A 19,770-nucleotide genomic window follows, 5' to 3' on the forward strand; every position below is an offset into this window, starting at 1 on the left:
TTAAATTTCGTGGATAAGTAGATAAATAGCACATAATGTGAATAATTTAGTGCAATTATCATTGATATAAATAGCTTATACACCTTTATCTATCAAAAATCATCAATATTAATGTGAGTTATGTGATGGATTTGGATGATGTTGATTAATTAACACATAATGTGAATCTTTTGTGGATAAAGATAATAAAATTGTGGAGATTCAGTGGATTTATATGGAATTCTACGATTAAATAAATATGTTTAACAATGTATCAATTTGTTTCATTTTTTATGTAGGAACACTAAATTTCATTTATGATTATTTGTAGATTTTAAATCATAATAATACCTAATTTTCCGTTGTTAGATTCTACTATTTATGATTTTTTACACTCTGAGATGCTACAGGCCTTTGTTACAGTAAGGATATACGTACATTTACCAGTCCTATATAAGTTTTATCTTTATATTTTAAATATATATAAGATATATATTTATATTAGATTTTATTAACTAATTTTTAATTATAAATTTACGATACAAGAAAATCCTTGTAGGAATTAAGTCTTTCTTTAGACAGAGGATAAAAGTATCATTTTTACGTTTTACAAAACATGTCTCCTGTATGAGATGCTAAAAAATATATAGAGAAAGATATTACTGCAATATTTTTATCATTTTAGCCAAGAAGACTCCTTCCTCAAGGACCGCGAAGTAAGTAGGTGGGAGATGAATTGACTTCGGACAAGGGATGGTAGGAAGCCATCTTAATTGTTCGACATACATAAAGTGTTACTTCGCAACCTATCGAATGTATGTTTCTTGTATAATAGACGCATATCGAAATGGAGGTGAAATGAATGATGATCAATAAAGCATATAAATTTCGTATCTATCCAAATAGAGCACAAACAACCCTAATCAATAAAACGATTGGCTGTTCTCGTTTTGTATTCAATCATTTCCTCTCTCTATGGGATAACGCATACAAAGAGACAGGGAAAGGTTTGACATATGGTACATGCTCTGCCAAACTTCCTGCCATGAAGAAAGAGTTTGTTTGGTTAAAGGAAGTGGATAGTATTGCTATTCAGTCGTCTGTTCGCAACCTTGCGGATGCTTATACACGCTTTTTCAAAAAACAAAACAGTGTCCCGCGTTTCAAATCTAAGAAGAACAACGTACAATCTTATACCACAAAACAAACAAATGAAAACATTGCCGTTGTAGGAAACAAAATTAAATTGCCAAAACTAGGTCTTGTTCGATTTGCCAAAAGTCGTGAAGTAAAGGGACGTATTTTAAATGCTACGGTTAGACGGAACCCTTCTGGCAGATACTTTGTGTCATTGTTAGTTGAAACAGAAGTGCAAGAACTTCCGAAAACACAATCTTACATTGGAATGGATGTAGGACTAAAAGATTTCGCCATTTTGTCAGATGGAACAACCTATAAAAACCCGAAGTTTTTTCGATCATTAGAAGAGAAATTGGTGAAAGCACAGCGTGTTCTTTCTAGAAGAACGAAAGGATCTTCTCGCTGGAATAAACAGCGAGTAAAGGTAGCTAGAATTCATGAATACATGGCAAATGCTAGAAAAGATTATTTGGACAAAGTCTCAACTGAAATCATCAAAAACCACGATGTTATCGGTATAGAGGATTTGCAAGTATCGAATATGTTAAAGAATCATAGGCTAGCAAAAGCAATTAGTGAGGTATCCTGGTCACAGTTTCGAACTATGTTGGAATATAAAGCAAAATGGTATGGTAAACAAGTCATTGTCATATCGGAAACATTTGCTTCAAGCCAATTATGTTCTTGTTGTGGATATCAAAACAAAGATGTTAAAAATCTAAACCTACGTAAATGGGACTGCCCTTCTTGTCTTACACACCATGATAGAGATATTAACGCAAGTATCAATCTAAAGAATGAAGCGATAAGGCTTCTAACCGCAAGGACTGTGGAGATAGCCTAATAAATTAGAGTTCGATAGAACTTTTTACTTAGGAATCCCCCTCTTCTAAACGGAGTGAAAGTGGGGGTAGTTCAAGAGATTCCAGATTGATTTATGCCAATAGCTGCTGTCATTATAGTGTTGATTCGGATAAGTTAAAATTTTTGTTGAACGTCATCCCAAAATTGGGGAGGCGTATTTTTGTACTTTTTTAAGGTACAACTTCAAAAATTCGGATCATCCTCATATGTATTTAGTGTAACTAGAAATCTATATGGATGGTGAAAATATGAGCCAATATCAAATGTTATACAGCACTCCGTATCTCTACTCTTCAGAAACGCTCAGACAAATGTACAAAGGAACCAAGAAGGATGATAACCTTTGTGCTATACGAGAGCACATGCTACGCCATGAAGTATACCTGGACCGACAATACCGAGGTTATTATTATTTAAGCCAAAAAATTGAAGAGGATTTATATGGCGATGAACAGACTGTGTCTTGGAATGAGCTATTAGATGAATATCAACTTTACAGGGATCGTAAGGGGAATTTGTCCATTAAACCAAAAGGATGGGATTAACATGACAATCATTGGAGAGCTAGGGATTGTTTATGGCGTGACAGGAGTTTCAGTTTTAGGAATAAAATTGCTGAAAAAGAAAGGTCTTTACCTTCCAGATTGGTTGCTACATGCGGGTCTTAAATGCTTGCTGATAGGGAGTGTTTGGTACGTTCTAATGGATATACTGGATGTGTTTCTACGTTAGTATTATATCTGGTAGTTGAAAATGATTATAATAGCGCATCTTAAACATTTGTTTCTAAGCTTCCATACAGGCTCAACTACCTTAAGGAGGTATGGAGGGAATGTTGTCACTTTTATTAATACCAGCAACCTTTATAACTGTAGCTTATTTTTATCAAAGTAACGGAATGAGTGATAAGAAAAAAATTGCAACGTTTTTTGAAATTGCAAAGATATGTGTTCAACATAAAGGTGAATTACAATACCCCATTTTTATAAAAGAAATTGAAGATGACATAAGTATGAATTATGTTTACAAGTTACCACTTGGCGTACCTAGTCAACTTATCAAGAAGTTAGTTGAAGTATTAGAAGAAGGACTATACAAACCTGTTAAAATATCGTTCCATCAAAGAGAGCTTCATATTCGCGTATTTAAGCAACAAATACCTGAAATGTGGAATTGGTCTAAGGATCTGTTAAAAAAGCACACATGGAGCGTTATGATGGGGAAAGCGCTAGATAAATACGTATATCATGATTTCGAGAAAACACCGCATATGTGTGTAAGTGGAATGACTCGTTTTGGAAAGACAGTATTCTTAAAAAATGTGATGACTAGTTTAATTTTACAACAATCTCAACACGTGAAATTTTTTATTGTTGATCTGAAAGAAGGACTAGAATTTAGTCCTTACAAAGAGCTATCCCAAGTTGTAGAAGTAGCTGAAAACCCGGAACAGGCGTTAGAGATGTTGGGGAGAGTACGTGAAAAGATGGTAAAACAGATTGAAATGATGAAGAAGTCCTATTTTACCAATATCATAGACACATCGATTAGAGAACGTTGCTTCATCATAGTAGATGAAGGAGCAAACCTTTGTCCTACACAAGGATTACCTAAAAAACAACGTGATGTATTATTTTTGTGCCAGGAGATGTTATCTGAAATCGCAAGAATTGGAGGCGGTTTAGGATTCCGGCTCATATTTTGTACTCAATATCCAACCTCTGATACATTGCCAAGACAGATCAAACAAAATGCTGATGCAAAGCTAGGTTTTCGATTACCAACAGCGGTTGCTTCCCAAGTTGCATTGGATGAACCAGGTCTGGAGGATTTGCCTTCTCTTCCAGGAAGAGCATTATTTAAGACAGATCGTACAGAAGAAATCCAGGTACCTTTTTTAAAGGATACAGACATGTGGGAGTTGCTGAAGCAATATAAGGTGGTGAAGCAAAATGAGGCATCAAACACTCAAACAGAAAGCGAGACAAATCGAGATTTTATCCACTTTGAGTAAGTTGGATTTTGCAACCAGGAGGCAATTGCAAGCCATCCACTGTCTAGGAAGTATTCGAAATGCAAATCGTGTATTAAAGGATATGCACCCGTATTGTCACATTACTAAAATGGCTCGTGAACACGTATATTATTTAAATAAAAAAGGACGGGATTTATTAGGTATTACAAAAGAAGTAAAGAAAAGTAGTCAATTACAGCACATTTTAATGCGAAACGAGAGTTGGATGTGGCTTGGATTTCCAGAATGGAAAACAGAAAGACCTATCGAGTTTTCAATCAATGGTCAACGGTATCAGATTATTCCTGACGCAACGTATTTTGAGGATAATGTTCCCCATTTCGTTGAAATAGATCGTATGCAACATATGAAAGCAAACGAACATAAAATACAGTTATATGGCCATATAACAGATATCTATAAAAGACAGAATGCTATTGTTCCAGTAATTATCTTTTTCACATTATCAGACTATAGACAATCAAAGCTGGAGCAATATGCTGTAAAACAAAATGTATTTATGAGAACTTTTGTGATGAATGATATTTTTTGATTAAAACCAAAAATCTTGATGATCTACATTTTTATTAGTTAACTTTTTTAAAGCTCTAATAATTTTGTTACCGTTTTTTAGAGATGGATGAAAAGCACTTCCTTTACACAACCGACTAACGGTTCCTCTACTAACGCCACTCTCTTTAGCGATATCTTGTTGAGTTAAATGGTGCTTATCTAGGAATTTACCAAATTTACTTCTGGGTTTGCCAATATCAAACCAATCCATTATATTCACCTCAATTAATCTAAGTTTTTTACTATTAGCTTGTCCTAAAGTTCAATGTTTAAAACATGTCAATTAATTAACATGTTTTAAATCTTAAACGCATAGAATAAACAAAATAATAAAGTGAAAAAACTTGTAATAATTTTGTGGAATCTAGCATTCATAGTAATAGCTACAAGTTGCTGATACACTATTCTAATGGCAACTTGTTGCAAAAGGTATTCCTATAAAATTAAAAGCTTAAACCCGTTGGTACACAAGGGTTTAGGCTTTTCTTAATTTATGGAGGAATGAAAACGAGTTTAATAAATTAAGAGATATTATATTGTTCAGTGGTCGAATATTGAAGAATATATATAATTTCACGTACCATAGTGATAATAAAAAAATATTTCCTAAATGGTTGTATAACACAAAGCAATAAGTTTATAACAAGGACAAATGTTCTGTTTTTTTGAGGGAACGATGTTTGATTACTCAAAATGCATGAATCGAATGATTTTTTGCCAGTTGTGCATGTGTTATGAGAGGTTTAGATCCACTGAAAGTAAAATTAGCTGTCATTGGGGAAGTGTATAGAAACCTCTATAAGTAGTCAAAACGTGATTCGCAATAGACAAAAAGCAGCAATTTCAGTTGCAATATTATCCTTTGGATTTATGTTAGCGTTTGGAGGGATTATATTTAGTTATATTATTTTGCCTAGCTTGGATCTAAGGATAGTAAATATTCCTTATGTACAAATATTATCTTTAGTCATAATCAGTATATTGTTGGGAACTTGTGCAGGATTAATTGCTGCTTATCAACTTAGAAAGTTTAAATTACATGATACATTAAAGGAATTATCATCTTAATTTAAATTTATCAGATAGATTTTTAAATAACTTTAATAACCTCCTACCAAATCAACAGGTAGGAGGTTATTGTATTTTGGAGAACAAAATTAAACAACACTATTATCTCTACACCACACACCAATAGCAAAGGGTATCGTTAGATATGAAGGGAGTAGATGTTGTATATGTGTTTATTTATGAGAAAATAGTAAGACCAGTATTAATGGTTAATAATCAACGTTCAACTTGATCCCTACCGTATGTCCATTAACTTAAGAAATTAGTTGTTCTCCAAAACGATAAAAATGAATATCGGTTCTATAAAAAACACAAATTTTTCGTTTAGGGGGTACTTTAAAAAATTAGCTTGATGGCAATGTGGCGGTAGCCCTAATAAAGTTATAAAAGGTATATTCATTTAATTAGCACTTCAAAAGTGTGTTTTTAAACCTTTTGAAGTGCTAATTTTATTACGATTCATAATACATCAAAAGGTGTACCTTTTGAAACAGAGAAAAATAAAAAATGATTTATTATTGTTTTATCTGAATTCCTTGTTGATTTTTCAGCAAATTCAATATATATTAATTATAAGTTCTAAGAACAAGGTCAAATGAACTTGTTCTTAGAACTTATAATTTTCTGTGTACCTTATTAAAATGAAGATATGATACATGAATACATCTCTCATGTAGTAAAGAGAAAAATTCCTACTACATATAATTTTAATGGGACAGAATGGGGAGGATTCAAAATGCAAACAAATGTAAAAATGGAAGAATGGGAGAAGAAACCATCACTACTTGGAATGTTTACTTCTCCTAGCCTACAGTTTGAGAGGATCAAAACAAGCGAAAAAGTTTTGGGGATATTCTTTTTAGTAGCAATGTTACAAGGACTTCTAGGCGGTTTGAGTAAGTATGGGATGTATACATCACCTGAGATGGTCCGAATGAGGAAAGAATTAGGAGAACTTGCTGGACAGAGTACACTTACAGGGGAAGTTATTTCTGGGATTGTATCAAATTTTGTGGGTGCAATGATTGGAGCACTGTTTATAGCAGCTATTTACAAAGTGTTTATGATATTTTTTAGAAATGATACATCTTATAAAACATTATTAACCATAGTTATATATACAAACATTATTCTTATCGTTGGTGAACTTATAAATACTATTTTAAGTTTCATTGTGGGTGGTGGATCGACACACTATACAGGTTTAGGTGCAATATTTTCTGAAGGTACATTTGCATATGGGATTGGTAATGCAATTGAAGTATTTTACATATGGAATTTAGTTCTAGTTTGGTTAGGGTTACAAATCACAGCGGGATTAAGTAAAGTAAAAGCAGCTATTCCGATTATTATTTTATTCATTATTAAAATAGTATTCTTAACTGCCATTATGGTATTAATAGCAACATTCTTACCTGGTGTACCTATGTAATCAAAATGAATAAGGAGGGGACGTTTGAAAATATGTGAAGTCAGCTATCATTTTTCAACAGTCTTTCTTATGCCAAATACAAATGGAAATTATATTTATGATCATTTCTTATATATGGAGCGTGAGTTGTTGAAGAAAGGCATGCTGTGAAGAGAAGGGAGGCATCTGATGTATTCATTAGTGGTGGGCGTGTTCTTATTGGTGCTGATTTTGTCGGCGGTTTGGTTCGTAGTTGGGAAGTTAGGGATTTTTGACTGGATAGGTAATTTCGCATTAAAAATGAAAAATATCTTCAAGGAGGAAGACAAGAAATGAAAAAGAAAATAGGCGCTATTATAGTAGGAGTAGGACTTGTAGTAGTTGGAATTTTAACCGCAATGAGTGTGAAAGTAATTGAACAAGGACATGCAGGTGTAGTTTATAATAGAAGTACAGGTGTTGAAAAAGAAACATTAGGACAAGGTTGGCATCTAGTTTCGCCATTTAAACGTGTTACAGAATATCCAGTTTCTACAGAAACGGTACGAGTAAAGAATTTCAATGTACAAACGAAGGATGGTAAGCCATTGGCAGTTAGCTTATCTTATGACTATGCAAACGATGTAGAAAAACTGCCTAAAATCTATAACAAATTTAAAGGGCAATCTCCAGATGTGATTGAGAATGGTTGGTTACAAACACGTATCAAAAAAGCTACGCTTAACGTGTTTTCAAAGTATTCCGTTCTTGAAGTATTTCAACACCAAGGAGAAATTAATGCAGCGATCGAAAAAGAATTTCGTGGAACTGTAGATGATACTGGATTTATGGTTGATTCAGTAACACTAGAAGCACCAAAACCAGACGAAAATACAGCAAAAGCAATTCAGGGTGTTGTGGATGCGCAACAAAGATTGGAAAAACTAGAGATTGAGAAAAAACAAGCCGTTGTGGCAGCGGAACGTGATATAGAAGAAGCAAAAGGTAAGGCACAGGCAAACGAAATCTTAAAACAATCTCTATCTCCTGAAATAGTAGAAATAAAGAAAATTGAGAAGTGGGACGGAAAACTTCCGCAAGTAAGTGGTGGAGCCACGCCGTTTGTACAAGTGAAATGATAAGCTCTTTAAGCTAGTTAAGGAAAGTAAAAACGCAGGACTTAAAACCCTCTGCGTTTTTTGTTGATTTATGGATTTGTATAATAATGAAGGAAAATGACTAAGATTTGAAGGGGGTAGTTTAAAAACATTAACTCGTTATGAAGTACAACAATACATTTTAAGTTTAGTTCTATTGCCGCCTACTCTCAATATTGTCAGAAATCATATCAAGTCGAAAATATTCAGCATCCTGGTATTCGTCATACCAGACATATTTCACCGATATCATTATCTCGGAATGAAAGGAATCGAATATTTCGGGAGTTAGAACGTCCTGGAAATCTTCGATCTATTGCCATTGCTTATTTTTTACTTCATACAGGTTTACGTATTTCCAAATTAGTGGCTTTAAATCGTGATGATATACAAATGGGTGAAAGATCTGGAAATGTAGGGTTCTGGTGCAAAGATTGTATGGGTGATATATCATAAGTATTTGTATTTCAAATTATATATTGTTATGATAATCTGGTTAATTTAGGAAAAAAAGGAGGAGGAACATGGATTTAATCAAAGAAGTGACTTTATTAAGATATCAATTTAGACTTATGCAAAGTATGATTCAGTCAGACGAATTCCCATTTTATAGATTTGCTATAGATTATGAATTTGAAGAAGAACAAGTAAAGGCTTTAACAAAAATTTTAATTGCATTTCGTGATCGATTAACTAGAGAAGAAGTTTCGATTTTTGCCCAAAATGATCATTTATTTTCTAAATTTAAACTTCCTTTAGATATGCTATACAGCTCAGAAAAGCCTAATTTAGATGAGTTTAAACTATATATTACTAAGATTTTTTATCAAGAATTTGAATTGAAATACTTGTTATTAAATTTAAAAAAACAATGTATTTTTGTGAATGTCTGTGATTATCTTTTAGAGCAATTACAAATTAGTAATAACGTTTGATCATGTAAACGAAAAGTCCCTTCAGATATTCTAAAGGGACTTTAATAGGATTCTAGATTGACTGCTGATAAGTGGGGTTATGGTAACCAGATGCGAATAGAATAAGCAGTTCCATCATGTTATTTTTAATTATGTGATTATACTAGAAAGTAGGTAATGATTTTGAATAAGTGGATTTTGTTAAATACGAAAGAGTATGAGGATGTTTGGGATAGATTTGAAGATGAATTTTGTTTTAATCCTAATATAGATGGTGACCAATCATTTAAATTTTCTTGTCCATATATTACTTATGATTTATCTGATTGTTTTGAAGGGAAATGGACTGATGACGATTATGATAATTTTGATCATATATTATTGGGATCTCTTATTCTATGTACCACGGAACATGAATATATATATGCGTTAGATTGGCAGTATGCTGGCTACTGGATGAATCCTAGTTTAAATCTAAACGAAGATGATAATCACTGGAAAATCCCATTTTTTCCGGATGGAGATTACTATTTCTTTTTGCAAAAAGACTTTAAATGGGGCTATTTAGGGCATCCTTGGGAAAAAACTATTTATATTTTCGGGGAAAAATTAATTGAAACATTTAAAGAATTGAGATCTAATATTAAAAAAAATGATAAAGTATAATTTTTCACTACCGCTAACGGGAATTATATGAAAAAGCTAACATGAATCTAGCTTTTTCTTTTTTGATCACGGGTGTTTTAATCTCTTTATTCATCAAGTTTTGAATGTATACTTTTGTTTGTGATTTTGCTAAAAATAGCTGAAGTCGGATAAGGCTAATGAAGTCAATACTTTCGATTTTTATAACATTCTCAACTAATTTTTCAATAAATTTACTTGATATAGATATACTTGTTAATAATGTTATTAATGTTCAAAATTAACAAAAAATAGTATATAATAAAGATATGATGGTTATCAATTTTATTTACCCCCTGTTTTAAAGATAAGATCGAATTCTCCGATCTTATTTTTTTGTTTGTAGAAATTTAATGCAAAAAAAACAGAATCCTTATTATAAGGATTCTGCAACAGGAAATAACAAAAATATAAATAATAAAAAGAATTACTTATATTATAGTGTATATAGTAATAAAGAAATATTGAGAAATATTTACATAAATCCAGTATGTATTACGTAGCAATTGTAGAAATGGCTTGTTTATAGACTAGCTGTTGCTTACCATGAACCATCATAAGGACAGTAAATTTATCCATTGCAATAATCTGCCCAGGTATGCGAACACCACTCTTTAAAAATATAGTGACCTCGCTTTTTTTCTCTTTCAATTGTTCATACATATCTTCTTGTAAATTAAACATGGAATGCGCCCCCTGGTTTGTTTGTATTTACTTTTCTTCTAATACCTGCTGCTTTTCACTGTTGGATATTTGTGATTCCCATTCACTTTCTATTTTTCTAAACCATTTTCCTATTTTGCTTAGATAATATCTTTTTACTTCACCATAAGGAATCCAAATTTCACGTTCCTGTATTTGATTCATCACTTCATGAAGAATCTCATCATGTTCATACTTCCTAGGTTTTCTATGATATGTTTTTACAAACTGTGTATATTCTCTACGTAACCAATTAGAAATATGTTCTTTTTGTTTTTGTTTGAGATGTGACCATTTTTTATTTGTTTGAAGGATTTTGCCATTTACTTTTATATGGTTTTTCATCGACACTCATCTCCTTTTACTAGCAAAACGAATATATAACTATCGTATCACATTTAAATTGAAATACTGCTTTAGGGACATATTTCGCAAGAAATCTATCCAAAATATAGATGGAAATGTAGCTTTTGAATAAAATTTGATTAAATTAACTTAATAAACCTTGATAAAAGAACAAATAGAAAAAAGACTGTAACAAAAATATAAAATACTTTTGCTACAGTCCCCATTCATTTTTCAACTAGTTATTATATAATTTTATTTCTGAAGCTGAAGCAAATCCACCACGTCCTGATACCACTTCAAGCTTTACATATTGCGTATCTACTTTACTGAAACTTACATTCTTTGTAAGCTTATTATTTTCCCAACTTCCAGTAGCAACCTTTGTAAAGTTAACTCCATCCAAACTTGTGTATATATTATAGCTAGTTATGTTACCGTTATTATTACTATCTTGTCTTGGAATATAAGCTAACTGCGATATACTAGTAACTTCATTAAGCTTTATAGTAATGTATGGAGCCTTATCGCATCCATTCCATAACGTATGCCACATTGTTGTAGAGTTTCCATCAACTGCATTTGAAGCAGCATTATCCCTTGCATTTTGTTGACTTGAGAAACCTGCAACCGATAAACTTGTATGCGGTATTAATCCTACTACAGAATTATCAGTAAACTTTAAGTTAACAGCATCACTTGCTGGATTTGAACCAACAGCAAACTTTCTAACTGTTAAAGTAACATTTCCTGTTAAATCTGGTAAGTTAGGTGAAGTTGGATTATATTTTGTCCAGTTCGAACCTTGATCCGTGCTGAATTCCATCGTACCATTTATACCAAAAACTAAGTTCTCATCATCATTTGAAGAAACATTTAATTTAGCAGCTTGTCCAATTGGAATTAGTAAAGGCTGCGTTGTTCCAATCACTCTTACTAAAATATCATTCGTTGAATTGATTGCTGATATTTCTTCATTACTAAGAAGCATATCATTGCTTGTAGCAGCTCTATACGTTTTCCCCCCATCAATACTGTATTCCGTATCGGTTTTAATTCCCATTAATTTCCCTGCATTTACTCCATCAAAACTAAAAGTAGCAAGGGACAACCCTAAACTTGGCATTTTGGCTTTTATATTATTAGCTACTTGCTTCTCATTAACATTTGTTATTGTGGAGAATGCATTTAATATATTTAAAGTATATTGCTGAAGCTTAGCTCTATCACCTGTATTAAGAACATGGCTTCTAATTTGAGTAAGAAGATCCAACATAGGTCTTGGCTCATTAGCAAAAGCAGTAACTATACCGTTATTTAATTCTTGCCACTCAGCATCTGTTACATTTGGATTTTGTAACATGAGAGAAACGTAATCTTTCCATACTAAAACATTAATTGGTAGAATATTAGTAGCCGTTTTATAAATTGCACTTTTCTTATCTGATGAAGACATCGCTTTCGCTAACCAGCGTAATCGCTCTGATTGATCTAGTTTTACTGAATCACGTTCAGCATTTTCAAATAATAATATGTTCGGTACTTGATTTTTCAAACTATTATCTGACCAAGGAATAACAGTTACATCATGACGGCCCGACTCTCCCCATCCAGATATATCATTTCCTAAATTCCAAGAAGATGGTTTGTCATTCCATATGAGTGCACAATGTCCAGGCTGTGTAACAGGCATAGCTGCCACACCAAAGGCTTGACTTACTTGCACACCAAACTTTGAAATACCACCGCATACCGCACCATTTCTGTAAATTGAGGAAAGATTCCAACCTAAACCATAGAATGCATTATTTCCAGCTTGAACGCTAATCCCATCTTTGTTCTTTGTTACATATTTAATCAAATATGCACTTTTTCCTATCTTTTCTTGACTTTTCAGTTCTGGATGTTCCGTATTAATCATTTTTCTTGCCCAAGTTAAATCTTCTTCTGGTGACCAAGTATTCACTACTAATCTTAAATGCCAAACATCATATGTTCTAAAGCAAGGAAGTAACTCATTATTTTGATCTGCTAATTTATAATGTTGGTACCTTGTTAATGGATTAATAGGTGTATTATTTGTCCAATATTTTATAGGTTCAGCATGAGCTAACGATGTCGCTATCGCTAATTTCAAATACAATCCTTCATGAGAATCTGCATCTGTATTCCATATTGTATTCCATATTTCAAGTGCATTTACTGGATTCTTTCCAGTTGGACTACCTCCTTCAAGAAACGTATTCATTACATCTGTATTTTTCATAACCCAATTAAGAAAATTTTGATGAGCAGCATCTTTTTTAGCGAATGTATTCATTGCTGCAGCGCCTGTTTGTGATATGAATTGCCACTGAGCCAAAGCCGCTGCAAATACTGGGTCTCCAAGCTTATTTTTTAAATTCGCTTCAGTGATATTCCCAATATTTCCATTCAGATACGCTGTGAGATAACTCAAATGACCCTCAAAATTACCATTTGCAATTGCCTGATTTGTCTTTTGGTTCAATGTTTCTAGATTGAATGTTTCTAGATTGGATGACACCGTTTCAGCTGAAACTTTTGTATACGGAATCGTAGCAATACTCCCTAAAATAATCGGCATAGTTAATAATAAAGATGAAATCTTTTTCAAAATAAGTCCCCCTTGTTTTGTTTTTGACCTTTAACTGCTGCATTATCCTCCTTTATATAAAATAATTCCCCACACCTAAAGGCATGAGGAATTAAACAGCCAACATGAATATAATTTGGTAGTTTCCTAACCTTTCGGCAACTGGCTGACATAGTGGAATGCACCTTAGTCCCTATAGCTTTGCGCCATTAGCTTTCACTAATTTTGCCTTTATCGAATTTCACTCTCGGATGGAATCATAACAAAATTCAATTTCATTTAATAATGTGGTATTCCTTAATTAAGGAATAAACTCTTCTATAGTTTTTTACCACTAGTTATTATCGTTACGGTTCATCGTGTAACATCTAAAATGATAAATAAAACTTTCATGGAAGAAAAAAGAAAGAGTAGAGATGGAAAGTGTACAAACATGTCAATCGCTATAATTCTAAATTTTCAGAAAATAAAACTGAAAAGTGGTTTGTGTCCACTCTATCTATAATTAAGATTTTATCACTGGAAATAAAATAAAACAACAAAATCCGAATGAATTCGACATTTTTTTTGCAAATTAACTTAATGTTATCTCAGCCTTTATAACCAAATAACATGCTCTTTATAAATCGATTTGGGTATAATTCATCTAACTAGTAACGTGCTTTTTATGAATATGCATCAAAAACAAGAGTTGTCTTTATTTGCCGAAGAGTTATATCGCTATATGTCTCTCGCTAAACTTAATCAATTAGCTATAGAAGGGCTACCGCCACATCGCTATCAAGCTAATAAAAAGAAATGCCCCCTAAAATGAAAAAATACGCTATTCTTTCTGTAGAATCATAGGAAAGGATGGCGTTTTTTATGTCTGTTTCTGTGTCTGACGAATTACAACTATTTGCTCAAAAGATTCAAAGTTTTTTATCTCCAAATACCTTACGGGATTTTGCTAGAGATGTTGGTTTTGTACAACGAACCAGTAAGTACCAAGCATTATTACTTATTAACCAATATTTAAATTTAAATATAATTTATTGTAGTTCGACAAATTTATTGTTGTAACAAAATATAACCTTTAAATCATTCTTAAAGTGAATCTCGACTTTTTTCCTACCGACATATCATTCAACATGTTATGAAAAGTGTACCTTTTGATGCGGAAGTTATTCCTATGAAATTATTGTAAATTTATATTAATTTGTTTTAATATTATATTTATAATTGGATTATTAAGTGATGTAGTGATGGGCAGGATGATTGCACGAATAAAAAGCTGTTCATTCTTATAATCTATTCATAGAAAACAAAAGAACCACCCGGAAATAGATCCGTAGTGGTTCTCTTTACAAATACTTGGTAGAATACTTTACTGAACTAGATAAGGTATGGGATTCACTGCATTTGTTTTTTCAAAATTCCACTCGCCGTTATGTAATTCAAAATGAAGATGTTGCCCGGTTGAATGTCCTGTATTCCCCATGTGTCCTATCATTTGTCCGGTTTCAACCCGATCACCCGCTTGTACTGTACGATCCTTCAAATGTGCATAAACGGTTGTATATAATTTCCCATCTATCGTATGAGCAATAAACACAACATTTCCATAGGAATTAGAGTAGTAGGATTTTATTACTTTTCCGCTTGTTGCTGCCAGGATTGGAACTTCACCTGGAGCTGTGAAATCTACTCCGTAATGCATTTCTCCCCAACGAACATCAAATGTAGAGCTGACTATCCCTTTCGTTGGGGACTTGAAAACAGCTGGAATAGAAGGAGTTTCTTGTGGTTTGTTTTGTAATACATAATGTTTAGCTACATATCCAAAACCTGAACCGAAACGTATTTTATACCAAGAACCTACTGTTTCTACAACTTGTAATTGGGTACCATTTTTTAAAGATCCAATTATAGAAGTGTTAGTTCCCGCTCCGCTTCGCACTCTTAATACAGGAGTTGCAACATAATAAGATGAATTTCCTTGTACGGTGGTTCCTTTAACCATTGAATGGGAACCATCAGAGACAAATTCTTTTTTCACATATCCTGTTTTTCCATTATAAGAAATTTTATACCATTCACCACATTCTTCTAAAATGGAGATGTATTTTCCATTTGGTAGTACACCGAGAATAGTAGATTCTGCATTTGGCTCTATACGAACATTTAATGCAATCGCATTTACAATATATTGATTTTTTGGTTGTGTTTGTTTTGTGGGAGAAAGATAAGATTTTTGCATGTAACCAATTTTATTTTGTACATCTACTTTATACCAGTCAGGTGTTGTTTCTAATATTTTAACTGGAGTATTGAATGTAATACTTTCAATAGAGTTGCTATTTGTAGTAGCGCCCTGATACAGATGTACTTTGTCAAAATTTATAAATCCGATTTTTACTTTGTCATTTTGTTGTATTGATACAGCATGAGAATCAGCTGCTACTACTGAAGGGAGAAGTGTAGCAATTGCAGCAGTTGTTAATGAAAAAGTGGTAGTGATCATCTTCATATAATAATAAGCCTCCTTCGGGAATGTATTACAACATTAAAATGAAAACAATATTAAAGTGAAAGATATATAAAAAGAATAGCAGATTTTTAAAAGTTGTGGTAAAAAAATATCAAAAAATGTCGAATTAAACGGAATTTTTAGTTTTTTTGTTGATTCTTGTTATTTTTTATGTTAAACTCATAACAACAAAGAAAGAGTCACCGAAAACCCTTATCGATTAAATTTTCAGAATTTTTAGTCTTAATTATCGGTTTACTCCATGTGATTTACACGTTTGTGTATTGCTTTTCCACTCTTTCTTTGTTCTACCCTATAAAAGAAAACAACCTGTTTTTATCCAAGTTGTTTTCTTTTGTAAAAATGTAATTTGTTGTTTTTATAACAGTTGGGGTTACTATTTTAAAAGTTATTATGGTTTATAGGGGGGCGATAGCTAATAGATTGGATATTTAATGAGGAGTTTGCATTACAATAGAGTGAATCTAGAAAGAGGTGAAAACTAAGAAATTCGGATGTTATTTTTAAAATTTTGGAAAAGGAAGAATAAAAATATAGTGGATATACAATTACAATAAGGGAATGCAGTATAGATTAGTATACTTGCATTCCCTTATTATATTTATTTTTTTCTTTCTATATTTTTTTGTTCATAGATACCAGCAGTCATCTCAGTTTTGAATCAAATAAATGCTCTATTATTACAATCCTAAATAAATCAAAATAACACCTACAAATGTTTGTAGGTGTTATTTTTTTGGGGCATTCTCAATCGGGGAAACTTTTGCGATCTATGCGACACCAAACTATTAATATGTACTAATGTAAACTTTTGGATGAAAGTTTACATTCGATTTTTTAAACATTTACAACATATTTCTCAATATAGATATACTTGTTGATTATGAGATTAATATTCTTAATTAACGAAAAATAAAGTAAAATAAAAATATGATGGTCATCACTATTGTTTACTCCATGTGTTAAAGATAAGATCGAATTCTCCGATCTTATCTTTTTTTGTAGAAATTTAATATAAAAAAAGAATTCTTATCTTCTTAAGGGTTCTGCAACAGGAAATAACAAAAATATAAATAATAAAACGATATATGAGAGACATTTACATAAATTTAGTGTGTATTACGTAGCATAAACCTATTATTGATCTGTACTTACTACTTTCTTTTTTATTTCATTATTGTTAATTTTGGAAATGGTAATAAGAAAATGTCGAATTTATCGGAAATTTGTATAATTTTGTTGTTTTATTTTATTTTTCATGCTAAACTCATTCTTACAAAGAAAGAGTAAACAAAAACCCTTAGTGATTTAATTATCAGAATTTTTAGTTTTATTAGTTGGTTTGCTTTACCTCATTGACATGGGTGTATCGTGTCCTCCACTCTTTCTTTGTTGTACCCTACAGAAAAAAACAACTTGTCCTTATCCAAGTTGTTTTTTTCTGTAAAGATTTAATTTATTTTTTCATGATAGCTGAGGTAGTAATTCAAGAAAGTACGTATCAGGGACATAGTTTTTAAGATGAGTTTTTGGGAGGCTTATTAATCAGGTGTTCTTTATTAATCAAACGTTTGTTTAAAGTACTTTGGTCATGAATGTAGTATGAAGATACTTGTAAAATCGGGTAGCATGCATGTGTTAATACTCTTATAGGGGTCACCATACATATCCATCAACTTAAGAAAAATAAACGCCCCAAAAACAAAAAGATGAGCTGACTTCTTAAAGTAGCTACCTGTAGAGAAAGAAAATTTTCATTTAGGGGATATATTAAAACCTTAGTTTGATGGACATGTGGTATTATCCTTAAAGTAAAAAAATAATTCTTGTGACAAAAGGAGGCTTCAAATGTTACAAAAACCATTAAAAGTACTTGCAACTTCTGCCATTTTAACAACTACGTTATTTACACCTATCATGACAAATCATGTAGTTGCTCGTGCTGAAACTCAAGAACAAACTGTTGCAACACAAGTATTCACCGAACGAATTTTTCATGTTATGGGTAAGGGGAATGTAGATATAATCCAAAATATGGATAGACGTCAATTTAAATTTAGTCCATATGAACCAACCGGATTATATGCAAGCCCCAATGAAAAAATAACAATTCGAGTAGAAGGAACACAGCCTATTGTAGCTTATATAGGAACATTTTCATATGATGCCAAATGGAATCAAGATTCATTAATAAAATCATTTACTTTAGCACCAGGCGAAAATACAATTGAATCTCCAAACGGTGGAATGATTTATTTCAACAATCCACTACAAGGCGGAACAGTACAAGCTGAGATAAAAACTGGGGGAGTACCTACGCCTTTCTTTGAATTAGGCAAACATACGAAACAAGATTTAATTCATATGCTAGATACATATCCTAACGCCCATGCGGTGGAATTAAAAGGAGAGCGCTCATTAATAACGGCAACTCCTGAACGGGTGAAAAAATATTTAGTAGGTTCTAATACAGATCCTGTCGAACTCTTAAAAAAAATAGACGAAGCGATTAGAATTGAAGATCGGGTTTCTGGTTTAACTGAAGAACAAGCAGATAAGCATTACGTGCATTTTGTGGAGGATAATCAATCTGATTATTATATGTATGCGTATCCTAGTAGAACAGCATACGTTGGAGATGCGATTAAAAGCGTATTAGATATAAATAAGTTTACAAAAGATGGATGGGGACCTTGGCATGAAATGGGACATCAAAGACAACAAACTCCTTGGATGTGGGATGGATTAGGAGAAGTGACTACAAACATTTATAGTATGTCTGTCCAACGTGCTTTTGGAAATCCATCGAGATTAGAGACGGATGGAACATATGAAAAAGCATTTACTTATTTAAGTAAGCCTCAATCGGAAAAAGACTATAATAAAATTGATGATGGCTTTGTGAAACTTACAATGTTTTGGCAATTGGACTTAGCTTTTGGAGAGGAATTTTATCCGAAATTACATCAATTGTATCGCTCCATACCTAGAGCAGAGCTTCCAAAAACAAGTGAAGAGAAAACCCAAGCCTTTATTTACAATGCATCTAAAGTAGCAAAGCAAAATTTACTTCCGTTTTTTGATAAATGGGGGCTTATGGCATCAGCGGAAACAAAACAAAAAATAGAAGCTTTACATTACCCAACATTAACTGCGCCTATTTGGGAAGCAAAGGATTCTAAACCTGTGAAGCCGCTAGCTGTATTATCTAAAACAATCATGAAAGCAACTGCAAACAGTGAGGAATCATGGCATGACCCTGCTAGCAATGCGATTGATGGTAATCCAAATACAATTTGGCATAGCAAATGGAGTACACCAAACCAATATCCGTTCAATTTAACACTAGACCTTGGTGACACTCGTACAATTACACAGCTATCATATCTTCCGAGACAAGATACATCTACAAATGGTCGCATTTTAATCTACAACATTTACACAAGTACAGACGGTGTTGATTATCAAAAGGTAGCTTTTGGAACATGGGAAAATAGTACAAAACAACAATTGGCAACATTCAAACCCGTATCTGCTAAATATGTGAAGTTAGAAATAGTAAACGGAATAAATGGATATGCTTCAGCAGCAGAAATAGATATTTTGGGGTATTAATTTTTTGATTTTAAAAATCGTAAATAAAGAAACCGATTTCTTGAAGTGCCCCAAAACAAAAAATTTATTAATGTATAGTTATTTATGAGAATCCAGCTCATTTTTTTCGTTATGGGGGTAATTAAAAATATTAGCTTGATAGCGATGGGGTCCCACCAACAAAAAAGGGTATGCCAAAACT

17 protein-coding genes, 2 pseudogenes and 1 riboswitch are annotated in these 19,770 nt (G+C 32.5%); of the genes and pseudogenes, 14 read left to right on the forward strand and 5 right to left on the reverse strand.

The genetic code is table 11. The features are described from left to right. Positions 1-841: 841 nt before the first annotated feature. From tnpB to MKX77_RS29305, 5 genes are all read left to right on the forward strand, one after another. Positions 842-1,963, forward strand: coding sequence for an IS200/IS605 family element RNA-guided endonuclease TnpB (gene tnpB, locus MKX77_RS29285; RefSeq protein ID WP_341308589.1), 1,122 nt, complete (start codon positions 842-844; stop codon positions 1,961-1,963). A 268-nt stretch (positions 1,964-2,231) separates the two neighbouring features. Then, on the forward strand, positions 2,232-2,528 hold the full coding sequence (locus MKX77_RS29290) for a hypothetical protein (RefSeq protein ID WP_340780610.1): 297 nt from the start codon (positions 2,232-2,234) through the stop codon (positions 2,526-2,528). Between the two features lies 1 nt (position 2,529). Then, on the forward strand, positions 2,530-2,715 hold the full coding sequence (locus MKX77_RS29295; RefSeq protein ID WP_340780611.1) for a hypothetical protein: 186 nt from the start codon (positions 2,530-2,532) through the stop codon (positions 2,713-2,715). Between the two features lie 100 nt (positions 2,716-2,815). Next, complete coding sequence (locus tag MKX77_RS29300) at positions 2,816-3,997, forward strand: FtsK/SpoIIIE domain-containing protein (protein ID WP_340805008.1); 1,182 nt, start codon at positions 2,816-2,818, stop codon at positions 3,995-3,997. Next, positions 3,936-4,550: a replication-relaxation family protein gene (locus tag MKX77_RS29305; protein WP_340780613.1), complete on the forward strand. Its 615-nt coding sequence runs from the start codon at positions 3,936-3,938 to the stop codon at positions 4,548-4,550. Before MKX77_RS29300 ends, MKX77_RS29305 begins: the two co-directional genes overlap by 62 nt. On the opposite strand, the gene MKX77_RS29310 is transcribed toward MKX77_RS29305, so the two are convergent. Beyond that, positions 4,551-4,781: a helix-turn-helix transcriptional regulator gene (locus MKX77_RS29310; RefSeq protein ID WP_340780614.1), complete on the reverse strand. Its 231-nt coding sequence runs from the start codon at positions 4,779-4,781 to the stop codon at positions 4,551-4,553. Positions 4,782-5,449: 668 nt separating this feature from the next. On the opposite strand from MKX77_RS29310, the pseudogene MKX77_RS29315 reads away from it, so the two are divergent. The 7 genes and pseudogenes from MKX77_RS29315 to MKX77_RS29345 all read left to right on the forward strand — a co-directional run. Beyond that, positions 5,450-5,638, forward strand: a pseudogene (locus tag MKX77_RS29315) (hypothetical protein); the annotation flags it as partial. Between the two features lie 736 nt (positions 5,639-6,374). Continuing rightward, positions 6,375-7,070 carry a Yip1 family protein gene (locus tag MKX77_RS29320; protein WP_341308590.1) on the forward strand — a complete coding sequence of 232 codons (696 nt, stop codon included), beginning with the start codon at positions 6,375-6,377 and terminating at the stop codon, positions 7,068-7,070. A 24-nt stretch (positions 7,071-7,094) separates the two neighbouring features. Beyond that, positions 7,095-7,220: a hypothetical protein gene (locus tag MKX77_RS29325; RefSeq protein ID WP_373261194.1), complete on the forward strand. Its 126-nt coding sequence runs from the start codon at positions 7,095-7,097 to the stop codon at positions 7,218-7,220. A gap of 18 nt (positions 7,221-7,238) precedes the next feature. Next, a complete protein-coding gene (locus MKX77_RS29330) occupies positions 7,239-7,385 on the forward strand; it encodes a hypothetical protein (RefSeq protein ID WP_002114369.1) in 147 nt (48 codons plus the stop codon). Then, a complete protein-coding gene (locus MKX77_RS29335) occupies positions 7,382-8,167 on the forward strand; it encodes a prohibitin family protein (RefSeq protein ID WP_340804988.1) in 786 nt (261 codons plus the stop codon). Before MKX77_RS29330 ends, MKX77_RS29335 begins: the two co-directional genes overlap by 4 nt. A gap of 542 nt (positions 8,168-8,709) precedes the next feature. After that, positions 8,710-9,120 (forward strand): DUF1878 family protein, encoded by a 411-nt coding sequence (locus tag MKX77_RS29340; RefSeq protein WP_341026822.1) that lies wholly within the window; start codon positions 8,710-8,712, stop codon positions 9,118-9,120. Between the two features lie 162 nt (positions 9,121-9,282). Further along, the gene (locus MKX77_RS29345) at positions 9,283-9,765 is read left to right on the forward strand and encodes a DUF2716 domain-containing protein (protein WP_341308591.1); all 483 of its coding nucleotides are present in this window, start codon (positions 9,283-9,285) and stop codon (positions 9,763-9,765) included. A gap of 513 nt (positions 9,766-10,278) precedes the next feature. Here MKX77_RS29345 and hfq read toward each other — a convergent pair. The 3 genes from hfq to MKX77_RS29360 all read right to left on the reverse strand — a co-directional run bounded on the left by hfq (position 10,279) and on the right by MKX77_RS29360 (position 13,465). Then, complete coding sequence (hfq, locus tag MKX77_RS29350) at positions 10,279-10,467, reverse strand: RNA chaperone Hfq (protein WP_098815943.1); 189 nt, start codon at positions 10,465-10,467, stop codon at positions 10,279-10,281. Between the two features lie 27 nt (positions 10,468-10,494). Then, positions 10,495-10,830: a transposase gene (locus MKX77_RS29355; protein ID WP_340780617.1), complete on the reverse strand. Its 336-nt coding sequence runs from the start codon at positions 10,828-10,830 to the stop codon at positions 10,495-10,497. A gap of 238 nt (positions 10,831-11,068) precedes the next feature. Beyond that, positions 11,069-13,465 carry a discoidin domain-containing protein gene (locus tag MKX77_RS29360; protein ID WP_341308592.1) on the reverse strand — a complete coding sequence of 799 codons (2,397 nt, stop codon included), beginning with the start codon at positions 13,463-13,465 and terminating at the stop codon, positions 11,069-11,071. A gap of 133 nt (positions 13,466-13,598) precedes the next feature. After that, a riboswitch (cyclic di-GMP riboswitch) is annotated at positions 13,599-13,684 on the reverse strand. A 624-nt stretch (positions 13,685-14,308) separates the two neighbouring features. On the opposite strand from MKX77_RS29360, the pseudogene MKX77_RS29365 reads away from it, so the two are divergent. Further along, positions 14,309-14,497 (forward strand): annotated as a pseudogene (locus MKX77_RS29365) (IS4 family transposase); the annotation flags it as partial. A 313-nt stretch (positions 14,498-14,810) separates the two neighbouring features. Here the strand turns inward: MKX77_RS29365 and MKX77_RS29370 are convergent. Continuing rightward, complete coding sequence (locus tag MKX77_RS29370) at positions 14,811-15,953, reverse strand: SH3 domain-containing protein (RefSeq protein WP_340804979.1); 1,143 nt, start codon at positions 15,951-15,953, stop codon at positions 14,811-14,813. Between the two features lie 1,869 nt (positions 15,954-17,822). Between MKX77_RS29370 and MKX77_RS29375 the strand changes: the two genes are divergently transcribed. Continuing rightward, complete coding sequence (locus MKX77_RS29375; RefSeq protein ID WP_340804978.1) at positions 17,823-19,589, forward strand: M60 family metallopeptidase; 1,767 nt, start codon at positions 17,823-17,825, stop codon at positions 19,587-19,589. The last annotated feature ends 181 nt before the right edge of the window (positions 19,590-19,770 follow it).

Origin of the sequence: Bacillus sp. FSL R9-9410 (genome assembly GCF_038050385.1) — a bacterium.
Lineage (GTDB): Bacteria > Bacillota > Bacilli > Bacillales > Bacillaceae_G > Bacillus_A > Bacillus_A cereus_U.

What these genes read in the sequence shown, in the direction of transcription:
- MKX77_RS29305 (WP_340780613.1), top strand. Translation starts at nt 3,936, where the DNA reads ATGAGGCATCAAACACTCAAACAGAAAGCGAGACAAATCGAGATTTTA.
- MKX77_RS29295 (WP_340780611.1), top strand. Translation starts at nt 2,530, where the DNA reads ATGACAATCATTGGAGAGCTAGGGATTGTTTATGGCGTGACAGGAGTT.
- MKX77_RS29340 (WP_341026822.1), top strand. Translation starts at nt 8,710, where the DNA reads ATGGATTTAATCAAAGAAGTGACTTTATTAAGATATCAATTTAGACTT.
- MKX77_RS29310 (WP_340780614.1), bottom strand. Translation starts at nt 4,781, where the DNA reads ATGGATTGGTTTGATATTGGCAAACCCAGAAGTAAATTTGGTAAATTC.
- tnpB (WP_341308589.1), top strand. Translation starts at nt 842, where the DNA reads ATGATGATCAATAAAGCATATAAATTTCGTATCTATCCAAATAGAGCA.
- MKX77_RS29290 (WP_340780610.1), top strand. Translation starts at nt 2,232, where the DNA reads ATGAGCCAATATCAAATGTTATACAGCACTCCGTATCTCTACTCTTCA.
- MKX77_RS29330 (WP_002114369.1), top strand. Translation starts at nt 7,239, where the DNA reads ATGTATTCATTAGTGGTGGGCGTGTTCTTATTGGTGCTGATTTTGTCG.
- MKX77_RS29335 (WP_340804988.1), top strand. Translation starts at nt 7,382, where the DNA reads ATGAAAAAGAAAATAGGCGCTATTATAGTAGGAGTAGGACTTGTAGTA.
- MKX77_RS29300 (WP_340805008.1), top strand. Translation starts at nt 2,816, where the DNA reads ATGTTGTCACTTTTATTAATACCAGCAACCTTTATAACTGTAGCTTAT.
- MKX77_RS29370 (WP_340804979.1), bottom strand. Translation starts at nt 15,953, where the DNA reads ATGAAGATGATCACTACCACTTTTTCATTAACAACTGCTGCAATTGCT.
- hfq (WP_098815943.1), bottom strand. Translation starts at nt 10,467, where the DNA reads ATGTTTAATTTACAAGAAGATATGTATGAACAATTGAAAGAGAAAAAA.
- MKX77_RS29355 (WP_340780617.1), bottom strand. Translation starts at nt 10,830, where the DNA reads ATGAAAAACCATATAAAAGTAAATGGCAAAATCCTTCAAACAAATAAA.
- MKX77_RS29320 (WP_341308590.1), top strand. Translation starts at nt 6,375, where the DNA reads ATGCAAACAAATGTAAAAATGGAAGAATGGGAGAAGAAACCATCACTA.
- MKX77_RS29375 (WP_340804978.1), top strand. Translation starts at nt 17,823, where the DNA reads ATGTTACAAAAACCATTAAAAGTACTTGCAACTTCTGCCATTTTAACA.